Origin of the sequence: Paraburkholderia sp. J8-2, assembly GCF_905220195.1 — a bacterium.
Classification (GTDB): Bacteria; Pseudomonadota; Gammaproteobacteria; order Burkholderiales; family Burkholderiaceae; genus Paraburkholderia.
The window spans coordinates 121,301-139,151 of record NZ_CAJMZA010000003.1; the positions used below are offsets into that span (position 1 = coordinate 121,301).

The 17,851-nt window shown below is 64.6% G+C and carries 18 protein-coding genes; 7 read left to right on the plus strand and 11 right to left on the minus strand.

Annotated features, from left to right (window positions below; translation table 11 throughout):
* Window positions 1–100 precede the first annotated feature (100 nt).
* A complete protein-coding gene (locus U5A52_RS09415; protein ID WP_321934588.1) occupies window positions 101–1,159 on the plus strand; it encodes an MBL fold metallo-hydrolase in 1,059 nt (352 codons plus the stop codon).
* Between the two features lie 83 nt (window positions 1,160–1,242).
* Here the strand turns inward: U5A52_RS09415 and U5A52_RS09420 are convergent, their stop codons facing one another.
* Together U5A52_RS09420 and U5A52_RS09425 are read right to left on the minus strand one after the other, a co-directional pair.
* Window positions 1,243–1,749: a TonB-dependent receptor plug domain-containing protein gene (locus tag U5A52_RS09420; protein WP_321934589.1), complete on the minus strand. Its 507-nt coding sequence runs from the start codon at window positions 1,747–1,749 to the stop codon at window positions 1,243–1,245.
* 52 nt (window positions 1,750–1,801) lie between these two features.
* The gene (locus U5A52_RS09425) at window positions 1,802–2,743 is read right to left on the minus strand and encodes a LysR family transcriptional regulator (protein WP_321934590.1); all 942 of its coding nucleotides are present in this window, start codon (window positions 2,741–2,743) and stop codon (window positions 1,802–1,804) included.
* A gap of 101 nt (window positions 2,744–2,844) precedes the next feature.
* Between U5A52_RS09425 and U5A52_RS09430 the strand changes: the two genes are divergently transcribed.
* On the plus strand, window positions 2,845–4,266 hold the full coding sequence (locus U5A52_RS09430) for an aldehyde dehydrogenase family protein (protein WP_321934591.1): 1,422 nt from the start codon (window positions 2,845–2,847) through the stop codon (window positions 4,264–4,266).
* 82 nt (window positions 4,267–4,348) lie between these two features.
* Here the strand turns inward: U5A52_RS09430 and U5A52_RS09435 are convergent, their stop codons facing one another.
* The gene (locus tag U5A52_RS09435) at window positions 4,349–6,082 is read right to left on the minus strand and encodes a methyl-accepting chemotaxis protein (RefSeq protein ID WP_321934592.1); all 1,734 of its coding nucleotides are present in this window, start codon (window positions 6,080–6,082) and stop codon (window positions 4,349–4,351) included.
* A gap of 150 nt (window positions 6,083–6,232) precedes the next feature.
* Window positions 6,233–7,108: a class A beta-lactamase gene (gene bla / locus U5A52_RS09440; protein WP_415764289.1), complete on the minus strand. Its 876-nt coding sequence runs from the start codon at window positions 7,106–7,108 to the stop codon at window positions 6,233–6,235.
* A gap of 121 nt (window positions 7,109–7,229) precedes the next feature.
* Here bla and U5A52_RS09445 point away from each other — a divergent pair, with 121 nt between their 5' ends.
* On the plus strand, window positions 7,230–8,108 hold the full coding sequence (locus tag U5A52_RS09445; protein ID WP_321934593.1) for a LysR family transcriptional regulator: 879 nt from the start codon (window positions 7,230–7,232) through the stop codon (window positions 8,106–8,108).
* Window positions 8,109–8,116: 8 nt separating this feature from the next.
* Here U5A52_RS09445 and U5A52_RS09450 read toward each other — a convergent pair whose 3' ends face one another.
* Window positions 8,117–8,614, minus strand: a complete 498-nt coding sequence (locus U5A52_RS09450; protein ID WP_321934594.1) for a DUF523 domain-containing protein — start codon at window positions 8,612–8,614, stop codon at window positions 8,117–8,119.
* 59 nt (window positions 8,615–8,673) lie between these two features.
* Entirely contained in the window at window positions 8,674–10,695 is a 2,022-nt protein-coding gene (locus U5A52_RS09455; RefSeq protein WP_321934595.1) for an NADPH-dependent 2,4-dienoyl-CoA reductase, read from the minus strand.
* 198 nt (window positions 10,696–10,893) lie between these two features.
* Between U5A52_RS09455 and U5A52_RS09460 the strand changes: the two genes are divergently transcribed.
* The 3 genes from U5A52_RS09460 (at window position 10,894) to U5A52_RS09470 (ending at window position 12,607) form a co-directional block, all read left to right on the plus strand.
* Entirely contained in the window at window positions 10,894–11,388 is a 495-nt protein-coding gene (locus U5A52_RS09460) for a MarR family transcriptional regulator (protein WP_321908332.1), read from the plus strand.
* 241 nt (window positions 11,389–11,629) lie between these two features.
* Window positions 11,630–11,854, plus strand: a complete 225-nt coding sequence (locus U5A52_RS09465) for a hypothetical protein (RefSeq protein ID WP_321908330.1) — start codon at window positions 11,630–11,632, stop codon at window positions 11,852–11,854.
* A gap of 216 nt (window positions 11,855–12,070) precedes the next feature.
* Window positions 12,071–12,607, plus strand: coding sequence for a cysteine hydrolase family protein (locus U5A52_RS09470; protein WP_321934596.1), 537 nt, complete (start codon window positions 12,071–12,073; stop codon window positions 12,605–12,607).
* Window positions 12,608–12,705: 98 nt separating this feature from the next.
* On the opposite strand, the gene U5A52_RS09475 is transcribed toward U5A52_RS09470, so the two are convergent.
* The 3 genes from U5A52_RS09475 to U5A52_RS09485 form a co-directional block, all read right to left on the minus strand.
* Window positions 12,706–13,719, minus strand: a complete 1,014-nt coding sequence (locus tag U5A52_RS09475; RefSeq protein WP_321934597.1) for a zinc-binding alcohol dehydrogenase family protein — start codon at window positions 13,717–13,719, stop codon at window positions 12,706–12,708.
* Window positions 13,720–13,738: 19 nt separating this feature from the next.
* Window positions 13,739–14,050 (minus strand): antibiotic biosynthesis monooxygenase, encoded by a 312-nt coding sequence (locus U5A52_RS09480; RefSeq protein WP_321908324.1) that lies wholly within the window; start codon window positions 14,048–14,050, stop codon window positions 13,739–13,741.
* 193 nt (window positions 14,051–14,243) lie between these two features.
* Window positions 14,244–15,143: a LysR family transcriptional regulator gene (locus tag U5A52_RS09485; RefSeq protein WP_321934598.1), complete on the minus strand. Its 900-nt coding sequence runs from the start codon at window positions 15,141–15,143 to the stop codon at window positions 14,244–14,246.
* A 177-nt stretch (window positions 15,144–15,320) separates the two neighbouring features.
* Here U5A52_RS09485 and U5A52_RS09490 point away from each other — a divergent pair, with 177 nt between their 5' ends.
* Complete coding sequence (locus tag U5A52_RS09490) at window positions 15,321–16,175, plus strand: urea carboxylase-associated family protein (RefSeq protein WP_321908320.1); 855 nt, start codon at window positions 15,321–15,323, stop codon at window positions 16,173–16,175.
* A gap of 124 nt (window positions 16,176–16,299) precedes the next feature.
* Here U5A52_RS09490 and U5A52_RS09495 read toward each other — a convergent pair whose 3' ends face one another.
* Window positions 16,300–16,737 carry a PRC-barrel domain-containing protein gene (locus U5A52_RS09495; RefSeq protein ID WP_321908319.1) on the minus strand — a complete coding sequence of 146 codons (438 nt, stop codon included), beginning with the start codon at window positions 16,735–16,737 and terminating at the stop codon, window positions 16,300–16,302.
* Window positions 16,738–16,865: 128 nt separating this feature from the next.
* Window positions 16,866–17,801: a LysR family transcriptional regulator gene (locus U5A52_RS09500; protein WP_321934599.1), complete on the minus strand. Its 936-nt coding sequence runs from the start codon at window positions 17,799–17,801 to the stop codon at window positions 16,866–16,868.
* Between the last annotated feature and the right edge of the window lie 50 nt (window positions 17,802–17,851).

Consider the following 17,851-nt stretch of genomic DNA (forward strand, 5'->3'; position numbering starts at 1 on the left):
GTCGAAGGAATTACGCCTATTTTCCGGCGGTGATGTGTCATTTTTTCAATTGCTGGCTAGCCAGTCAGCGGTGGCACACATTCATCGCAAAGAGAACAGCATGAAAAAAAACAATTCTGCGGCAACGCGCCACTTTCGCGGCATCCTTCCGACAGTCATCGCATTGTCACTGGGGCTGGCGGTATCCCTGTCGCATGCGGCAGCTACGCCGGCCACGGCAGATAGCGCCATGGAATGGATTACCCTGGGCACAAATGGCGGGCCCGTCATTTTCAAGGAACGTTCCGAGCCCGCCAACCTGTTGATGGTCAACGGCAAGCCATGGTTGATTGATTGTGGTGATGGCGCCATGGAACGTCTGGCGGCCGTGGGCTATCAGGCCAGGGATTTATCTACGGTCTGGCTCAGTCACCTGCATATGGATCATATTGGTGGCGTGCAGGGGTTGATCGGCTTGCGCTGGATGCTGGGCGCCATGACGCCGATGACCATCTACGGCCCGCCGGGCACTCAGGAACTGGTGGACGGCATTGTAAAAGCGCTGGGGCCCTCAGCGAACATTGCCAAATTTGAACCCATGCATGGTATGCCGCTGGACCAAATGATCAAGGTCGTGATTGTGGAGGACGGTGCAGACATGCAGGTCGATGGGGTCCGTGTGCGGGCAGTACGCAATTCCCATTTTGATATGCCGCTGGGGCACCACCTGCCGGATGGGACGCAAAGCCTGGCTCTGCGCTTTGACAGCAACGGCAAGTCGGTCACCTATACCGGAGATACCGGCCCGGCAGATGCAATTGCAACGCTTGCCAAAGGGACCGATTTACTGGTCAGTGAAGTGATTGACCGGGATGCCATGGTCGCAGAATTACAGGCCAACAAACAGATGTCTGACAAGGCCAAAAAAGAAATGACCGAGCATTTTGATACCCAGCATCTTAGCCCGGAAGCTGCCGGCACCATTGCGGCAAAGGCAGGCGCCAGGCATCTGGTTTATACACATATCAGTATTGTCGCCAGTATCCTGACACCCAATGATGCGGCGGCTGAACGTGCATCGCTAGCCAGGATCAAACAACAAACACAAAAAGTGTTCAAGGGACCGGTCACGTTGTCGGAGGATTTGCAGCGCTTCCCTGTCGGTGCTGAGGGTAAATGAGCGTCCTTGTCCAGGCCAGGCGCCACTAAACCGGTGAAGCGCCAGCCAGCAAAAGAAATCCCCGCATTGCGGGGATTTCTTTTTTAACAGGCAAGAGCCGAAGAATTTGAGATGTTGTTGTCGATGGGCAGCAGGCCGTCGAGATAGAAGCTCGAGCGGTTGTCGAGCGGGATGCCGCGCACCGAGAGATTGTCGTACGCGAGTCCGTTGAGCTGCTGGCGCGTTACGCCTGCGACGTTGCGCAGCGCGTCGTAGAGGCCGGTGTCGCCCTGGGCGTCCATGACCGAGTGCGTGACGACGTTCACCGTGGCCGGCACATCGAGCGCGTCCATGCCGCGGTATTGCCCGGTCTCGACCGTTTGCGGCGCGTAGCCCTGGGTCTTGCCGCTCGTGATCTTGACGGGCGCGAGCTGGGTGGCGTCGTCCGCCGCTGCGCTTGAGTTCGTCGTGTCGGTGTTGGCGTCGGCTGCGGGCGCCGCGTGCGCAATGCCGGCCATGCCCGCCGCGAGCGTGGTGTTGATGAGCGCGTGTGCGCAGATCCTGCGCCATTGTTGCGTGCGCGTGCGCGTTGCGCGCTTCCCCGAAGCCATGCTTTCCCTTCTTCTTTGCGTTCAACCAGCGCTGTGGACGGCGTAAGCGCGCTCAGCGCCCGGCATCAGGCCCGCGCCGGCTCTTTTTTGCGGGGGCGCGCATGGCGTCGGCGTGTTCGCGGATCGTTTCGATCAGCGCCCGCAGTCCCGCTGGCGCGTGCCGCCGGCCGGGGTAGTAGAGGCAGAGCCCGTCGAGCGGCGGGGTCCAGTCTTCCAGCACGCGCACGAGCGTGCCCGCCTTCAGGTCGGCGTTCACGTTCCATTCGGTCAAATACGCGAGGCCGAGTCCGTCGCGCGCGGCCGCGAGCATGAGACCCGGCTCGTCGAGCGTCAGCGCGCCCTCCACGTCCACGCGCACGGCCTGAGCGCGCCGCTCGAACTCCCATTGGTAGATTTGCCCGCTGGGCATGCGGCTGCGTATGCAGCGGTGCGACTTCAGATCGGCGGGCGTGCGTGGCGCCTTATGTTTCGCAAAATAGTCCGGACTGCCAACCACAGCGAATCGCTGACGGTCGCCGAACGGCACGGCGATCATGTCCTGCGGCACGATTTCGGCCAGACGTATGCCGGCGTCGTAGCCTTCGACCACGATGTCGATGAGCCGCCCTTCCGTGACGAGATCGAGCTTCATCTCCGGATAGCGCTGCAGGTAGGCGATGAGAACGGGCATGACCTGCTTCGCCGCGCCAACCGAAGCATTGATGCGCAACGTGCCCGAGGGCGTATCGCGAAAGCTGCCCGCCTGGTCGAGCGCCTCGCGGATCGTGGACAACGCGGGCGCGACGCTGCCCACGAACTGCGTGCCCGCTTCGGTCAACGCCACGCTGCGCGTGGTGCGATTGAAGAGGCGCACGCCAATGCGCGCTTCGAGCGCCGCCACCGCGTGACTGAGCGCCGAGGTCGACACGCTCAGTTCGTCCGCCGCCGCACGAAAGCTGCGATGGCGCGCCACGGCCAGCACGGCTTCGAGTTCCACCAGGCCCGATGTTTTCATTATCCCAAATCGCTCAACAGGTCATGCGCCATTGTACGGCTAGTCAACGCAATGCCGAGCGTCTATCTTGCTCCCATCGACTCACGTTTTCTGGAGCAGCCATGCAGATCATCGACAAGATCTATATCGACGGCGCGTTCGTCACGCCACACGGCGAGGCGTACTTCGACCTCTTCGACCCCGCGACCGAGGCGGTAATTGGCCGCGTGCGACTGGCCGACGCGGCGGACGCGGACGCGGCCATCGCCGCCGCGAAACGCGCGTTCCCGGCGTTTTCGCGCACCACGAAGGCGCAGCGCATCGAGATGCTCATGGCGCTGCACGAGGCCGTCGTCGCGCGCGAAGACGCGCTCTTCGAAGCGATCGTGCAAGAGTACGGCGCGCCGGTCTCGCGCGGCCGGTGGATGGCCCAGCACGCCTCCAATGTGCTCAGCGACGCCGCGAAGACGCTGGAAAACTATGCGTTCACGCGGCGCGCGGGCACGGCCGAGGTCACCATGCAGCCGCTGGGCGTAGCCGGGCTGATTACGCCCTGGAACAGCGACGCGGGCTTCATCTGCGGCAAGCTCGCCGCCGCACTCGCCGCGGGCTGCACGGCCGTCATCAAGCCAAGCGAGATGAGCGCGATCCAGACGCGCATCGTGACCGAGGCGCTGCATTCGGCGGGCCTGCCTGCGGGCCTTTTCAACATCGTCACGGGCCGCGGCGACACCGTGGGCGCGCGCATCGCGGAGCATCCCGACGTCGCCAAGATTTCGTTCACGGGCTCGACTGCGGTCGGCAAGACGATCTTGCGCACGGCGGCTGAAACGCTCAAGCGCGTGACGCTCGAACTGGGCGGCAAGTCGCCCGTCATCGTGCTGGACGACGCGAATTTCGACGAAGCCGTGCCGCTCGCGCTGCAGGCCGGCTTCATGAACAGCGGACAGGCGTGCATTGCGGGCACGCGCATTCTGGTGCCGCAGTCGCGGCTCGTCGAGTTCGAAGCCAGCGTTGCGAAGGCCGTGGCGCAGATTCAATCGGGCGATCCGCGCGACACGCGCACGAGCGTCGGCCCGATGGTGAGCCAGAAGCAATGGGAGCGCGTGCAGCGGTATATCCGCATCGGCATCGACGAAGGCGCACGCCTTATTGCGGGCGGCCCGCAGCGGCCCGACGGCGTGGAGTCGGGCTGGTTCGTGCGTCCCACGGTGTTCAGCGGCGTGACGAACGACATGACGATTGCGCGCGAGGAGATTTTCGGGCCGGTGCTTTCGATCATCGCGTATCGCGACACCGATCAGGCCATCGAAATCGCCAACGATACGCCGTATGGCCTGCAAGCCTACGTGCTCTCGCCCGATATCGAGCGTGCGCGCGGCGTGGCCGCGCAGATCGAAGCCGGCCGCGTGCTCGTCAACACGCTCGCGCATGAACCGGCCGCGCCGTTCGGCGGCTTCAAGCAGTCGGGAATCGGGCGCGAGTACGGCACTTTCGGGATCGAAGCGTTTCTCGAACCGAAGTCCACGCTCGGCGTGCTTTGATGCGCCACTAGCCGCGCAAAAATGCAAACGCCCCGGTTGTGCTGCTAACCGGGGCGTTCGAACTGCGCTTTAGCGCGCTACATCAGAAGGTCTGCCAGTCGTCGTCGGACGTGGCCGTTGCCGGCTCGCGGCGGTCCGCCTTCGGAGCGGGCGCAGCGGGGGCACGCGCGGGCGCGGGCCTCGAAGGTGCGGGTCGCTTGACCGCGGCACTCGCAACGACATTCGCCGCCGGCGCGAGGCTCGCCGTTGCAGTACGCCCCGCCGAGCCGATGTTGAACACCGAAACCATCTCGCGCAACGCCGTGGCCTGCGAGGACATCGACTGCGCCGCCGCCGACGCTTCCTCGACGAGCGCCGCATTCTGCTGCGTCACTTCGTCCATCTGCGTGACGGCCTGGTTGACCTGCTCGATGCCGGTGCGCTGCTCGCCCGATGCGGCCGAAATCTCGTTCATGAGGTCGGCCACACGCTTGACCGATTGCACGATCTCGCCCATCGTGCGGCCCGCGTCGTCCACGAGCGCCGTGCCGTTGTTCACGCGCTCGACCGACACGCTAATGAGTTCCTTGATTTCGCGCGCCGCCGTCGCGCTGCGCTGCGCGAGCGTGCGCACCTCGCCCGCCACGACCGCGAAGCCGCGGCCCTGTTCACCGGCTCGCGCCGCTTCCACGGCGGCGTTGAGCGCCAGGATGTTGGTCTGGAACGCAATGCCTTCGATCACCGAGATGATCTGCGCGACCTGTTCGGAGCTGTTCGCGATATCGCGCATCGTATCGACCACGCGGCCTACCACTTCGCCGCCGCGCGTGGCCGTTTGCGAGGCCTGACCCGCCAGCGTGTTGCCCTGCGTCGCGTTGTCGGCGTTCTGCTTGACCGTTGCCGTGAGCTCTTCCATGCTCGCCGCCGTTTCTTCGAGCGAAGCGGCCTGTTCTTCGGTGCGCTGGCTCAGGTCGGTGTTGCCCGCCGCGATCTGGGCGGAAGCCGTCGCAATGCCTTCGCTACCGGTGCGCACACGGCCCACCAGGTCGACCAGGCGCTCGTTCATGTGACGCAGCGCGCCGAGCAACTGAGCGGCCTCGTCGCTGCCGTCCACCTGGATGCGCGCGGTCAGGTCGCCACGCGCCACCGTCTCGGCCACCTCCACGGCCCGCGCAATCGGGCCCGTGATCGAACGCGTGATGAAGAGCGCAATCGTGGCGCCAAAGCCAATGGCGATCACGATCAGCACGATGGTCCAGGCGAACGCACTGTGGTACGCGTCCTTCGCCATGGCGACTTCGGCGGTCGAGCCATTGTGATTGAGGGTCACGTCCTGGTTGATGAGGTCCATCAGCGCCTGGAACGATTTCGCCGATGTGGTCGAAACCGCGGCGCGCGCGTCGGCCGCTCCGCCGTCGGCGGACATGGCGAGGGCATCGATCTTCTTGTCGTCGTCGAGATACTGCGACCACGCGGTGCCGATCGAATCGGCCACGCGGCGCTCTTCGGCCGAGGAGACCAGCTTCGAATAGCCGTCGAACGTCGAGCCGAACTGGCTGACCATCTGGGCGTGCTGATCGTGCAGCGCGGCCTTCTCGCTAGCGTCGCCGGAGATCAGCATGCGCAGCGACGTGCGGCGCACGTCCTGCGCCTGATTACGCAGATTGCCTAGCGTCTCGATGCTAGGCAGCCAGTTCATGCCGATTTGCTGCGTGCCGTCGAATATGCGCGATGCTTGAAGGAGCCCGGTCCCGCCCACTGCGCCGAGCAGGAGCAACACAATGGCAAAGCCCGCGCCGAGACGCGGGCCGATTTTGATTCTGGTAAGGAATGACATGGGGACGCCGTAGTGAGAGGTCATGTGTATTGACGACCACGACGCCAAAAAATTAAGTCACTGTTGCAAATATAACAGCGCGTAAGGAAAGCACGAGGCAAGCGAACGATCGATCTCTTTTCATACGATTAGGATACCGTATCAATTGAATCAGCCATGCGCCACGCAAACTCCGACCTGTGCGATCGCCGCATCGCGCTGTGCCGAACTCGCACGCGTCGCGCCGGTGAGATAGGTCGTGACAAGGATGGGCGCGCGCCCGGCGGGCCAGACAATCGCCACATCGTTCGCCGTGCCGCGCTCGCCCGTGCCGGTCTTGTCGCCCACGCGCCAGTCCTTCGGCAAGCCCGCGCGCAAACGCGCGTCGCCCGTCTTGTTGGCGACGAGCCACGCAACGAGTTGCTCGCGCGAAGCCGCGGAAAGACGCTCGCCCAGCAGCAATTCGCGCAGGTTCGCGACCATGGCGGCGGGCGTGGTCGTATCGCGCGGGTCGCCGGGTATTGCTTCGTTGAGCGTGGTCTCATTGCGGTCGAGGCGCGTGACCGGGTCGCCAAGGCTGCGCGCGAAGGCCGTAATCGCGGGCGGCCCGCCAATGCTCTCCAGCAACAGGTTCGCCGCCGTGTTGTCGCTGCGCGTGAGCGCCGCTTCGCACAGCTCGGCGACCGTCATGCCCTCGCCGCCCGCGCGCGGGCCGCTCACCGGCGAATACGACACGACTTGCGCATGCGAATACGCGACCTTGCGCGCGAGATCTTCCTTGCCTTGATCCTTGCGCGTCAACACGGCCGACGCGAGCAAAACCTTGAACGTGCTGCACATCGGAAAGCGCTCGTGCAGCCGCCAGCCGCGCACGCGGCCACTCGCCGTGTCGAGCATCGCGACGCCGAGCCGCCCGCCCACCTGCGCCTCGATGGCGGCGAGCTGCTTTTCCAGCGCGCCCGTTTGGGCGGGCTTCGCCGCGCTCGCACCTGTCGCGCCGAACGCCTGAGATGCAACACCAGCTATCGCTCCGCCTACTACCGTCATCGTGAATCTACGTCGTGTGATCATGGCTTCTCCCTAAAGAGCCGCCACTATCGCGTGTTCTCCGTGAGGTGACAAACGATGATAAATTGCGCCACGCCCCAGAAAAACTTATGGCTCGATCATGCGACCGAATCTGCCCCTCAATGCCTTGCGCGCCTTCGAATCGTCGGCGCGGCACCTGAGCTTCACGCGCGCGGCGAGCGAGCTGAACGTCACCCAGGCGGCCGTGAGCCAGCAAGTCCGCATGCTCGAGGAGCGGCTGGGCGCGACGCTCTTCAAGCGCCTGCCGCGCGGTCTTGCGATCACCGACGAAGGTCTCGCGCTGCGCCCCGTGCTCACGGATGCGTTCGATCGCATCGAAGCCGTGTTGCGACAGTTCGAGGGCGGCCACTTTCACGAGGTGCTGACCGTGGGCGCCGTGGGGACGTTCGCGGTGGGATGGTTGATGCCGCGCCTGAAGTCGTTTCACGACGCGCATCCGTTCGTCGAGTTGCGCATCATGACGAACAACAATCTCGTCGATCTCGCGGGCGAAGGGCTCGACTTCGCCATTCGGTTCGGCGACGGCACGTGGCCAGGTTCGCGCGCCGAGAAGCTGTTCGACGCGCCGCTCGCCGCGCTCTGCACACCCGATATCGCGCAACGCCTGCAGCGGCCCGCCGATCTCGCCAACGAAAAACTGCTGCGCTCGTATCGCGCCGACGACTGGACGCTCTGGTTCGAAGCCGCCGGACTCGCGCCGCGCCCGGTGCGCGGACCCGTGTTCGATTCGTCGCGGCTCATGGTGGAAGCGGCCATGCAGGGCGCGGGCATCGCGCTCGCGCCTGTTTCGATGTTCGAGCGCGATCTCGCGGCGGGCCGGCTCGTGCGGCCCTTCGATATCGAGGTGCACGCGGGCAGCTACTGGCTCACGTCGCAGAAGGGGAAAACGGCGACGCCCGCCATGCGCGCGTTCAATCAATGGATCGCGAAGGAAGCGGGCAGCGGCGAGAACGCGTGAATGGTGTGTTACGCGCCGGCTTGCAGGAGCCGCGTGTGAAGCGCATCGATTTCCGTTTCCGCGAAAACCTCGATGCCGTGCTGGCGCAGCAATGCGGTTGTCACACCCGCGCCCGCTTGTTTGCGGCCCGTGAAGCTGCCGTCGTAGATAACGCGGCTGCCGCAGGAGGGACTGCCGTCCACGAGCAATGCGAAGCGGCAGTCGTGCGCGAGTGCAAGTTCGAGCGCCACGTGTGCGCCATCTACGAACTGCGCAGTAACGTCCTCGCCTCGCACGTCGATTACGTGCGCGTGTCCAGCCAGCACCGCAGTTCCCAACGCGCCATGCGCGATCTCCGCAGGCGGCCTGGGCACGCCGAACCCGCCTGCCACTTCAGGGCAAACGGGAACGAGGCACCCCTCGCGCTGCCACTGTTCGATCAGTGCGTGCGCAACGGTTTTTGCCGAGCCGTTGTAGCGAACGGGGTTGCCGAGCAGACAAGCGCTAACGAGTATTCGGTGGAGCATGCGGGATACGTTCGGATTGCACGAATCCTTCGCATTCTACGCGCCGAAATCGTGAAACATCACATTGCCATCGCGAGGCGCGTCGCCTGATCGATGGCGCGCAGCGCGTCGAGTTCGGCGGCAACATCGGCGCCGCCTATCACCTTCGGTGTTGCGCCGCGCGCGACGAGTTCATCGTAGAGCGTGCGATTCGAATGCTGGCCCGCACATAGCACGACATGATCGACGGCCAGCGCCTGCGGCTTGCCGTCGACGCTGTAGCGCAGGCCTTCATCGTCGATTGCGTCGTACGTCACGCCTGACGTCATCATCACGTTCGCCTTGCGCAGGCGTGCCTTCAAGATCCATCCCGTCGATTTGCCGAGCCCCTTGCCAAGCGGCTCCGCCTTACGCTGGAACATATGCACGCTGCGGCGCGGCGCGCCATGCGCGTCGACGCGCGTGACGCCGCCTCCGCGCGTATTGGCGAGATCGACGCCCCATGCACGGAAAAATGCGCCACGGTCCAGCGATTCCTGCGCGTCGCCCAACAGATACTCGGCCACGTCGAAGCCTATGCCGCCCGCGCCGATGATCGCGACGCGCGCGCCCACTTCGACCTTGCCCGTGAGCACGTCGATATACGACACCGCCTTCGGATGATCGACGCCGACGAGATCGGGCACGCGCGGCGTGACGCCCGTGGCGATGACGATCTCGTCGAAGGCCTCGCTCGCGAGCTGGTCGGCCGTCGCCGCCAGCCCGAGCCGGACCGTCACGCCAAGCCGCTTTAAGCGCACGTCGAAATAGCGCAGCATCTCGTGAAACTCGGCTTTGCCGGGCACGACCTTCGCCAGATTCAACTGACCGCCCAGCCGCGCATGGGCTTCGAACAACGTCACCCGATGGCCGCGTTCGGCCGCATTGATCGCGAACGCCATGCCGGCGGGTCCGCCGCCCACCACCGCAATGCGTTTGGGCTGCGTGGCCTTGGCCGCCGCGAATTCGATCTCGCGCCCGGCCCGCGGATTGACGAGGCATGTCGCCGTACGGTCCGTGAAGATGCGGTCGAGGCACGCCTGATTGCAGCCGATGCAGGTGTTGATTTCGTCGGCTATGCCAAGCCGCGTTTTCTTCGCGAAGTCCGGGTCGGCAAGCAGCGGGCGCGCCATCGAAACGAGATCGGCCACGCCGGAGGCAATCAGTTCTTCAGCAACCTCGGGCATGTTGATGCGGTTCGACGCCATCACCGGAATCGATACCGCCTCTTTGACGTTGCGAATCGCGTCGCGCCAGGCCGCGCGCGGTACGCACGCCGCAATGGTCGGCACTGCCGATTCGTGCCAGCCCACGCCCGTGTTGATGAGATCCGCACCGGCCGCTTCGATCTCCTGCGCGAATGCCGCGATTTCGGCGCCGCCCATGCCGCCTTCCACGAGGTCGATGGAAGAGATGCGGTAGATCAGCATGGGCTCGCGGCCCATTTCCGCGCGCACGGCACGCACGATATCGAGCGCGAAGCGGATGCGGCCTGCGAAGCTGCCGCCGAATTCGTCGTCGCGCCCGTTGGTGACGGCCGCCGTGAACTCGTTGATCAGATAGCCTTCCGAGCCCATGATCTCCACGCCGTCGTAGCCGGCCTGAACCGCCAGCGCAGCCGTGCGGGCGAAATCGGCGATCGTGGCGCGCACCTCCTGCGTACTGAGCGCGCGCGGTGCGTACGGGTTGATTCTTGCCTTGGCCGCCGTGGGCCCCACGCATTCGGGCACTTTCGCATAGCGGCCCGCGTGCAGGACCTGCAGCACGATCTTTCCCCCGGCCTCATGAACCGCGCGAGTCACGACACGATGCTCTCCTAGCTGTTCGGCGCGATTGAAGAGCGGGCCGCCCGCCTCCATCACGCCCTCGGGGTTCGGCGCGAACCCGCCGCTCAGGATCAGACCGATCTCCCCGGTTGCGCGCGCCGCATAGAACGCGGCGAGACGCTCGTGCGGGCGGTCGAGCGTTTCGAGCCGCGTGTGCATCGCGCCCATCACCATGCGGTTGGGGAGCAGCGTCGCGCCAACGCGAAGCGGGGTCAAAAGCCGGTCGTAGTTCGCCATGGGGGTTGTCTCTTGATATTCTCGTGCGTCGTTCTCACACTCTAGGCGAGCGCTTAAATTACGTCAACATCATGATATATATCGAGGGAGGAGGAGGGGGATTGCCCAAATGGACGGCACGCCCACTTCCCTTCACTATTTTCGTATCAGGTATTTGTCTCATTGCCTGCGCACCCGCGCGGGTACCGAAAGGCGCCCATGACCCAGAACGACCCTTCGTACGACCAGTCCGTCTCGTCCATTCACAACCGTTTGTTCTTTCGGCTGTTCCAGGCGGGCAACACGCTAGACCGGCAAACGACCAAGGCGCTCGGCATCACGACCGTGCAGTGGTCGGTGCTGGGCGCGCTGTCGCGCCCACAGGTGGCGCAGGGCATGTCGTTTTCCGAGCTGGCCGACTATCTCGTGGTGAGCCGCCAGAGTCTCGACGGTGTGCTCAAGCGTCTGGAGCGCGACGAGCACGTGCTGCGCGTGGCCGACACCGTGGACCGGCGCGCGAAAAAAGTCGTGCTCACCGAACAAGGCAAAGTGTTCTGGGAGAGCCTGCAGCCGAAGATCTACGAGTTCTATCGGCAGGCGCTTGCGAGCTTTCGCTTCGACGACAAGGTTTCGCTCGTGCATTTCCTGAATCAGCTGAACAAAGGCATGGACGAGATCGATCTGGGCGCACAGGCGCAGCGCGAGCCGGAGTGAATGCCCCTCTCGCTTTCATATCGTGCAATGCGCGCCCGGTGTGTGCAAATGACGCAGTCCCGGATGCGGGCCGGCAATTGCACATGGAAGGACACCTTCTCTTATCGTGAAAGACATCACGTAACCCATTGAACGGCAAGGCAATTGCAGCGCAACAAAGCGGCAGGGAAGTCGTCTTTCACTGCGATAGACTGAAACGAACGACGCTTCTTATTCGCTTGTTATTCAATGGAGACTCATCATGGACGTGTATATCGAACCGTTGCCGAGGGGCCAATGGGGGCCAATCGATGGCTACGCCCTGGAATTCGCGGACGGCAGCAAGTTCGCCGACAACATCTTCCGCTCGGAGCATCTCGCGATCAGCGAGATCGTCCTGCGGGGCTACAAGCCGCTGCTGGCCAAGGTCCGCATTACGGACAAGCAAGCCAACGCACATTGGCAGCGCCCCGAGAGTTCGCGCTGACGCGCGCAACACGATTGACGCCTCATGCCGCCTCCTGCATGATCGTCCTCATGAACGCACACCTGCTCACCACGACGACTACCACGACCGCTTCCGGCGGGTCGTGAGTTCGGTGCGCGCACATTAGATTTCGTATCGATCACAAGGCCCCGCCAGCAATGGACGGGGCCTTGTCGTTTCTCCGTGCGTTGCGGGCACAACCACCGGAGAGCCACCATGCCCAGCCTCGCTCGCGCCCTTCTCGTCATCGATATGCAAGAAGGCCTGTTCAACGGCCCCAATGCACCGTTCGACGGGCAGCGCGTACTCGCCAATATCGAGCAGTTGATCACGAAAGCCCGCAAGGCCCGCGCGCCGGTCTTCGCCGCACGCCACGTCGGGCCGCCGGGTTCGCCCATCGAGCCGGGCAGCCCGCTCACGCGCTTGCTGCCGGCGCTCGCCATCGACCCGGATATCGACAGCGTGTTCGAGAAGCGCCGCCCCAATTGCTTCACCGGCACCGATCTCGCGCAGCGGCTCGCGCACGCCAACGTGGGCGAGCTCGTCATCGCGGGAATGCAGACGGAGTATTGCGTGGATTCGACCTGCCGCGCCGCGGGCGACCTGGGCTTCAAGGCGCTGCTCGTCGCAGACGCCCACACGACCATGGATACGCCCGTGCTCAGCGCCGCGTCGATTATCGAGCACCATAACCGCACGTTGAGCGGTCCGTTCGTCAAGCTCCTTAGCACGGCGGATTGTGCGTTTGAGTGAGCTACGGCGCTCGCGCAGGTGTTCGATCGCATCCGCAGCCCATGGTGCGCGTGCGATCGAATGCCTGGTCGTGGCAGCTTTCGTCAGCAGTCCGTGGTTTAGAACCCCTCGAGCACGAGCTTGCCGCGCGAGCGGTTCGTCTCCACGAGTTCGTGCGCCCGGCGCAGGTTCGCCGCATTGATGGTCCCAAAGCTCTCGTTGAGCGTCGTGCGCAGCACGCCTTCGTCGATGAGCGAGGCCATACGGTTCAGCAGTTGGTGCTGGCGAATCTGGTCTTTCGTGCCGAACATCGAGCGCGTGAACATGAACTCCCAGTGCAGCGCCACGCTCTTCCTCTTGAGCTTGCGGAAGTCGACCAGCTCGGGGTCGTCGATCAGCGCAAGATGCCCCTGCGGATTGATCGAGGCGACGATCTCGTCGAAGTGATGATCGGTCTGGTTCAGGCTCGCGATATAGTCCACGCCTTCCATGCCGATGCGCTTGAGCTCCTGCGAAAGCGGCTTCGTATGGTCGATGACGTGATGCGCGCCCAGCTCGCTCACCCACTTCGACGTTTCGGGCCGCGAAGCCGTGCCGATCACCGTGAGGCCCGTGAGCTTGCGCGCCAGCTGCAGGAGCACCGAGCCCACGCCGCCCGCCGCACCGATCACGAGCAGCGATTCGCCGGACTGCGCCGTGCCCTCGGGCACCTTGAGCCGATCGAACAGCAGTTCCCACGCCGTGATGGAGGTGAGCGGCAACGCGGCCGCCTCGGCGAAATTCAGGCTTTGCGGCATGCTGCCCACAATGCGCTCGTCCACCACGTGCAGTTCGCTGTTGGTGCCGGGGCGCAGCAGCGAGCCCGCGTACCACACGCGATCGCCCGGCTTGAAGAGTGTCACGTCGCGGCCCACGGCACGCACAATGCCGCTCGCGTCCCAGCCGATCACTTTCGCCTCGCCGTTTTCGGGCGCCATATTCGCGCGCACCTTCACATCGACCGGGTTGACCGACACCGCGTGCACTTCGACGAGCAGATCGCGCGGGCCCGGCTGCGGATCGGGCAGTTCGAGATCGATCAACGATTCGGGGTCGCTGATGGGGAGATTGCGGGAGTAACCAATCGCTTTCATCGTGAATACCTCCAGACAGTCAAATTGCAGGAAACCGGCTCGGTTGGGCGAGCGGCTCGAAGTGATACAGGTCCGGGTCCGCCGAGAAGTACGGCCATAGCGCGTGCAGGAAGGTCCGGAAATCGCCGTGCATCATGAACGCGCTCTGCGCGTCGAGGCTGTCCCATTCCACTTCCAGCACATAGCAGCCTTCGTCTTCGCACTGCGGACCCAGGCGATGACCGCGATAACCCGGCTTGCTCGTGAGCAGCGGGCAGACGCGCAGCCAGGCCGCCTCGAAATGCGAAATCTTGTCGGCTCTCAGATAAAAGCGGCCTATCGCGACGATCATCGAGGCCTCCGTGCCGTTCGTGTTGGTACGAATAATCGGCCAGCGCGAGCCGCGCGTATAGCGGCAAACGGCGAATTCAGCTTCAAAGCTGCTTTGAAAATCGCGCGCGGGATCGAGCGGCGGGAGCGGCGGAAAGGCCGGAGCCAGCGGGCCAGGTGTCAGGTCCGTAGCGGGCTGACTGCGCAATGACACGTCAGGCAAGAAACGCGGCAATACGATCGCGCAGCACGTCGCGCAATGCGTTGACGGTTGGTGAGAGCATCGTGCGGTGGGGGCACACGAGATGCAGCGGCGCGCCTTCGCCTTGATACGCGTCGAGCGCGGTTTCGAGGCGGCCCGCCTTGATATCGGCAAGCACGTCCAGACGCGACTTGTATGCGAGGCCATGCCCCGCCACGGCCCAGCGGCGCACGAGTTCGCCGTCGTCGCTGCTGCGGTTGCCTTGCACGGTTACGACGCTGGCATCGTCGCCGCGATAGAAGGTCCAGCGGTCGTGCAGTGTGTCGCTCAGCGCGAAGCGCAGGCAGTTGTGGCGCGAGAGATCGGCGGGCGAGGCAGGTTTGCCGTGACGCGCGAAATAGCCGGGCGCGGCGCACAGCACGCGCCGGTTTTCGGGCGCGAGCGGCAGCGCGACGAGAGAGGAGTCTTCGGGCACGCCATAGCGAACCGCCACGGCCACCGGGGAGCGGAACATGTCGGTCACGCTGTCGCCAATGTGCACCTGGAACGACACCGCCGGATGCTGCGTCTGGAAGTCGTCGAGCCAGGGCGCGAGCACGTTGCGCCCGAGATCGGAAGGAATCGACAGCGAAACGCTGCCGCCGATCATCTTGCGCCCATGCGCTACGGCGTTCTGGCCGGCCTCCACCTGCTCCATGACACCGCGCGCGTAGTCCAGGTAGCGCTCGCCGTCCGGCGTGAGGCGCAGGCTGCGCGTGGAGCGTGCGAGCAGGCGCGTGCCGAGTTCGGTTTCGAGGCGCTTGAGGCCCGCGCTCGCCACGGCGGGCGTGAGATCGAGCTGACGCGCGGCGGCCGAGAGGCTGCCGTTGTCCGCCGCACTGATAAAAATGACGAGGTCTTCCAGTCTGATCATGTTCCGTCGCGTCTCGTTGGGCTGCGCTCGCCCCGCAAGCCGGCGCGGCAGTCATGGAGTATGCGAACTGTACAGGAAGCCGCCGCGCGCGGGCCTCGTGCGCGGATCAGCGAAATGGGCAGCGGTTCTATACTTCCCAGTTGGAAACGCAGGTCGTTCATACAGGAGTACGAGGCAATGCTGAACTATCCCGCCGCCTACCAGTCGACCACGGGCTCCGCGCTCGACGTGAACAAGCCCTTTTACCGCCGTATCGCTGAAGAGCAAGGTCAGCGCGAGCTGATCGAATCCATTGTCGTGCCGATACGCTCGGGTCAGGCCTGGAGCGTCCCCGCCGGGCACGTGTTTCGCATCGTGACGATCGAAGGCCCGCAAGTGGCCGACCTCAATCTATGGAACCGGCACGATCCGCGCGAACGCATGTGGGCTTCGCGCACGCGCCAACTCCAGCAGGCGCACGTGAGCACCTTCGACCGCCTGTGGTCCACGCTGCCCTTCCTGCGCCCGCTCGTCACCATCACGGACGACAGCCTCGCCGGCTACGGTGTGGACGAGCACGGCGGGCGCGTTCACGACCTGCTCGGAACGCGCTGCGACCCCTACGTGAACCGCATGCTGACTGGCGAAGACTTCCATTTCCATTGCCACTCGAATCTCACGCGCGCCATCGCGCCCTACGGGCTCACCGAATACGACGTGCACGATGTGCTCAACGTGTTCCAGTGCACGGGCCTGAATCTGGAGGACAAATACTTCATGAAGGCCTGCCCGGCGAAGAAGGGCGACTACCTCGAGTTTTTCGCCGAAATCGACCTGTTGTGCGCGCTTTCGACCTGCCCCGGCGGCGACCTTTCGCTGCCGATGTGGGGACCGGACGCGCGCGACCCGCTGGAAGTCTGCCGGCCGCTCGGCATCGAGATCTATCGGCTCGCGCCCGCGCTACTGGAAGGCTGGTCTTCTCCGCCTGTTGCCGAATATCGCGGCCTGCACGGCATGGCTTTGCAGCAGCCCGACTGGAAGTGCGGTTGCTGAGTCGCCCGAGCGCGCGCAGCCGGTGCAGCTCCTCGCGCCAGACAAAAAATCATCGCGCAAAAGCCGTCGGGCCATGCGCCCACCCAAGTGTTCGCATGGCCCGACGGTGTACAGCGGTTGCGGCTTACTGCTGCTTCTCGACCTTCTTCGGCTTCGGCGGCGTTTCGACCTTCGCGTACTGGAACGCGGGCGTGGCCTTCAGCGCATCCTTGGTTGCGCCGGGCAGATAGAGATTGCCCTGGCGCACGTCGAGCGACGCGATGGGTACGGCCACGTCATGCGAACCGACGCCGAGGAAACCGCCCGCCGCAACGATGGCCGCGGAAACCGAGCCGTCCGGTGCGACGATCAGGTCGCGCACGGTGCCGATTTTCGCGTTGTCGTCGTTATAAACGGGCTTGCCGAGCACGCTCTTCTTCACGCTCCAGCCTTCGAGCAGTGCCTGCGACTGCTCGATCGACACGCTCAAGGGCTGCGCGCCCGCGATCTGGGCATTCGCGCTGGCACTGGCCACCACGGCGCCGAATACAGCTACGGCCAACATCGTCTTGCGGAAAAGCATCTTGTTTCGCTCCTGTATTCCGGTTATTTCGCCGCGCAGGTCGTTGCGAGTCACTGCGAGACTGCGGGCGGAGTGTATGGTAGCCGGTATGGCGAGGCGCTGCGCTCAAGCTGTTTGCGCGAAAGCAACTAAAGGGACGCCTGACGCAAAAACGCCGCCAGCCCTACGGAAGCCTCGGCGAAGCGCTGCTCGAGAAAGTCGAGCAGCGTGCGTACGCGCGGCGCCATATAGGGCGTGCGCTGAAAGAGCGCGTTTACAGGCACGTCCGGGCTGCGCCACTCCGGCAAGAGCAGCTTGAGCCGCCCAGCCTGCAAATCGGCGCCTATGTCCCAGATCGACTTCATCACCACGCCGCGCCCTTCGATCGCCCACTCGCGCGCCAGCGCGCCGTCGTTGGTCTGCCGCGAGCGCTCGAGCGGCGCCGAAAAAAGCGCGGCTTCTTCGCCGCGCGCGAAGCGCCAGTGGTTCGCCACACCCGCCGTCGAGGCAAGCAGGATGAAGTCGTGCTCGTGCAACTCGTCGGGGTGGCTCGGCGCACCATGGGCGGCAAGATAGTCGGGCGACGCGCACAGCGCGCGGCGATTGTCGGCCATGCGCCTCGCGACCATCCCACTATCGGCGGGCACGCCAAAGCGAATCGCGAGATCGATATCGTCTTGAAGCAGGTGCGAGAGCGAATCGGAGAGCACGAGCGTGAGCGTGACCTGTGGATGCCGCTCGTTGAATTCGTCGAGCCAGTGGCGCAGCACGGCGCGCCCGAAGTCGGACGTGGCCGACACACGCAGCGCGCCGCTCACCGACGTGCGCCCGGCTTGCAGCGCGGCGCGCGCGTCGTCGAGCGTTTGCAGCGCGTGCTGGCAATGCGCGAGATACATGCGGCCTTCGTCGGTCAGGCGCAGCTTGCGTGTGGAGCGCTCGAACAACTGCGTGTGGAGCACGCCTTCCAGCTTCACGAGCCTCGCACTCGCCGCGGCGGGCGAGAGCCCAAGCTTTCTGCCGGCAGCCGACAGGCTGCCAAGACTGGCCGCTTCGACGAAAAGGCGAATGTCTCCGAGATTGTCCATGGCCGCGCATTGCGATGAAGGTGACAGCGATGGTAGCGCGATACGCCTGC

Excerpts from the sequence above, each read along its gene's own strand:
- U5A52_RS09415 (WP_321934588.1), top strand. The coding sequence starts at position 101 with ATGAAAAAAAACAATTCTGCGGCAACGCGCCACTTTCGCGGCATCCTT.
- U5A52_RS09420 (WP_321934589.1), bottom strand. The coding sequence starts at position 1,749 with ATGGCTTCGGGGAAGCGCGCAACGCGCACGCGCACGCAACAATGGCGC.
- U5A52_RS09425 (WP_321934590.1), bottom strand. The coding sequence starts at position 2,743 with ATGAAAACATCGGGCCTGGTGGAACTCGAAGCCGTGCTGGCCGTGGCG.
- U5A52_RS09430 (WP_321934591.1), top strand. The coding sequence starts at position 2,845 with ATGCAGATCATCGACAAGATCTATATCGACGGCGCGTTCGTCACGCCA.
- U5A52_RS09435 (WP_321934592.1), bottom strand. The coding sequence starts at position 6,082 with ATGTCATTCCTTACCAGAATCAAAATCGGCCCGCGTCTCGGCGCGGGC.
- bla (WP_415764289.1), bottom strand. The coding sequence starts at position 7,108 with ATGACGGTAGTAGGCGGAGCGATAGCTGGTGTTGCATCTCAGGCGTTC.
- U5A52_RS09445 (WP_321934593.1), top strand. The coding sequence starts at position 7,230 with ATGCGACCGAATCTGCCCCTCAATGCCTTGCGCGCCTTCGAATCGTCG.
- U5A52_RS09450 (WP_321934594.1), bottom strand. The coding sequence starts at position 8,614 with ATGCTCCACCGAATACTCGTTAGCGCTTGTCTGCTCGGCAACCCCGTT.
- U5A52_RS09455 (WP_321934595.1), bottom strand. The coding sequence starts at position 10,695 with ATGGCGAACTACGACCGGCTTTTGACCCCGCTTCGCGTTGGCGCGACG.
- U5A52_RS09460 (WP_321908332.1), top strand. The coding sequence starts at position 10,894 with ATGACCCAGAACGACCCTTCGTACGACCAGTCCGTCTCGTCCATTCAC.
- U5A52_RS09465 (WP_321908330.1), top strand. The coding sequence starts at position 11,630 with ATGGACGTGTATATCGAACCGTTGCCGAGGGGCCAATGGGGGCCAATC.
- U5A52_RS09470 (WP_321934596.1), top strand. The coding sequence starts at position 12,071 with ATGCCCAGCCTCGCTCGCGCCCTTCTCGTCATCGATATGCAAGAAGGC.
- U5A52_RS09475 (WP_321934597.1), bottom strand. The coding sequence starts at position 13,719 with ATGAAAGCGATTGGTTACTCCCGCAATCTCCCCATCAGCGACCCCGAA.
- U5A52_RS09480 (WP_321908324.1), bottom strand. The coding sequence starts at position 14,050 with ATGATCGTCGCGATAGGCCGCTTTTATCTGAGAGCCGACAAGATTTCG.
- U5A52_RS09485 (WP_321934598.1), bottom strand. The coding sequence starts at position 15,143 with ATGATCAGACTGGAAGACCTCGTCATTTTTATCAGTGCGGCGGACAAC.
- U5A52_RS09490 (WP_321908320.1), top strand. The coding sequence starts at position 15,321 with ATGCTGAACTATCCCGCCGCCTACCAGTCGACCACGGGCTCCGCGCTC.
- U5A52_RS09495 (WP_321908319.1), bottom strand. The coding sequence starts at position 16,737 with ATGCTTTTCCGCAAGACGATGTTGGCCGTAGCTGTATTCGGCGCCGTG.
- U5A52_RS09500 (WP_321934599.1), bottom strand. The coding sequence starts at position 17,801 with ATGGACAATCTCGGAGACATTCGCCTTTTCGTCGAAGCGGCCAGTCTT.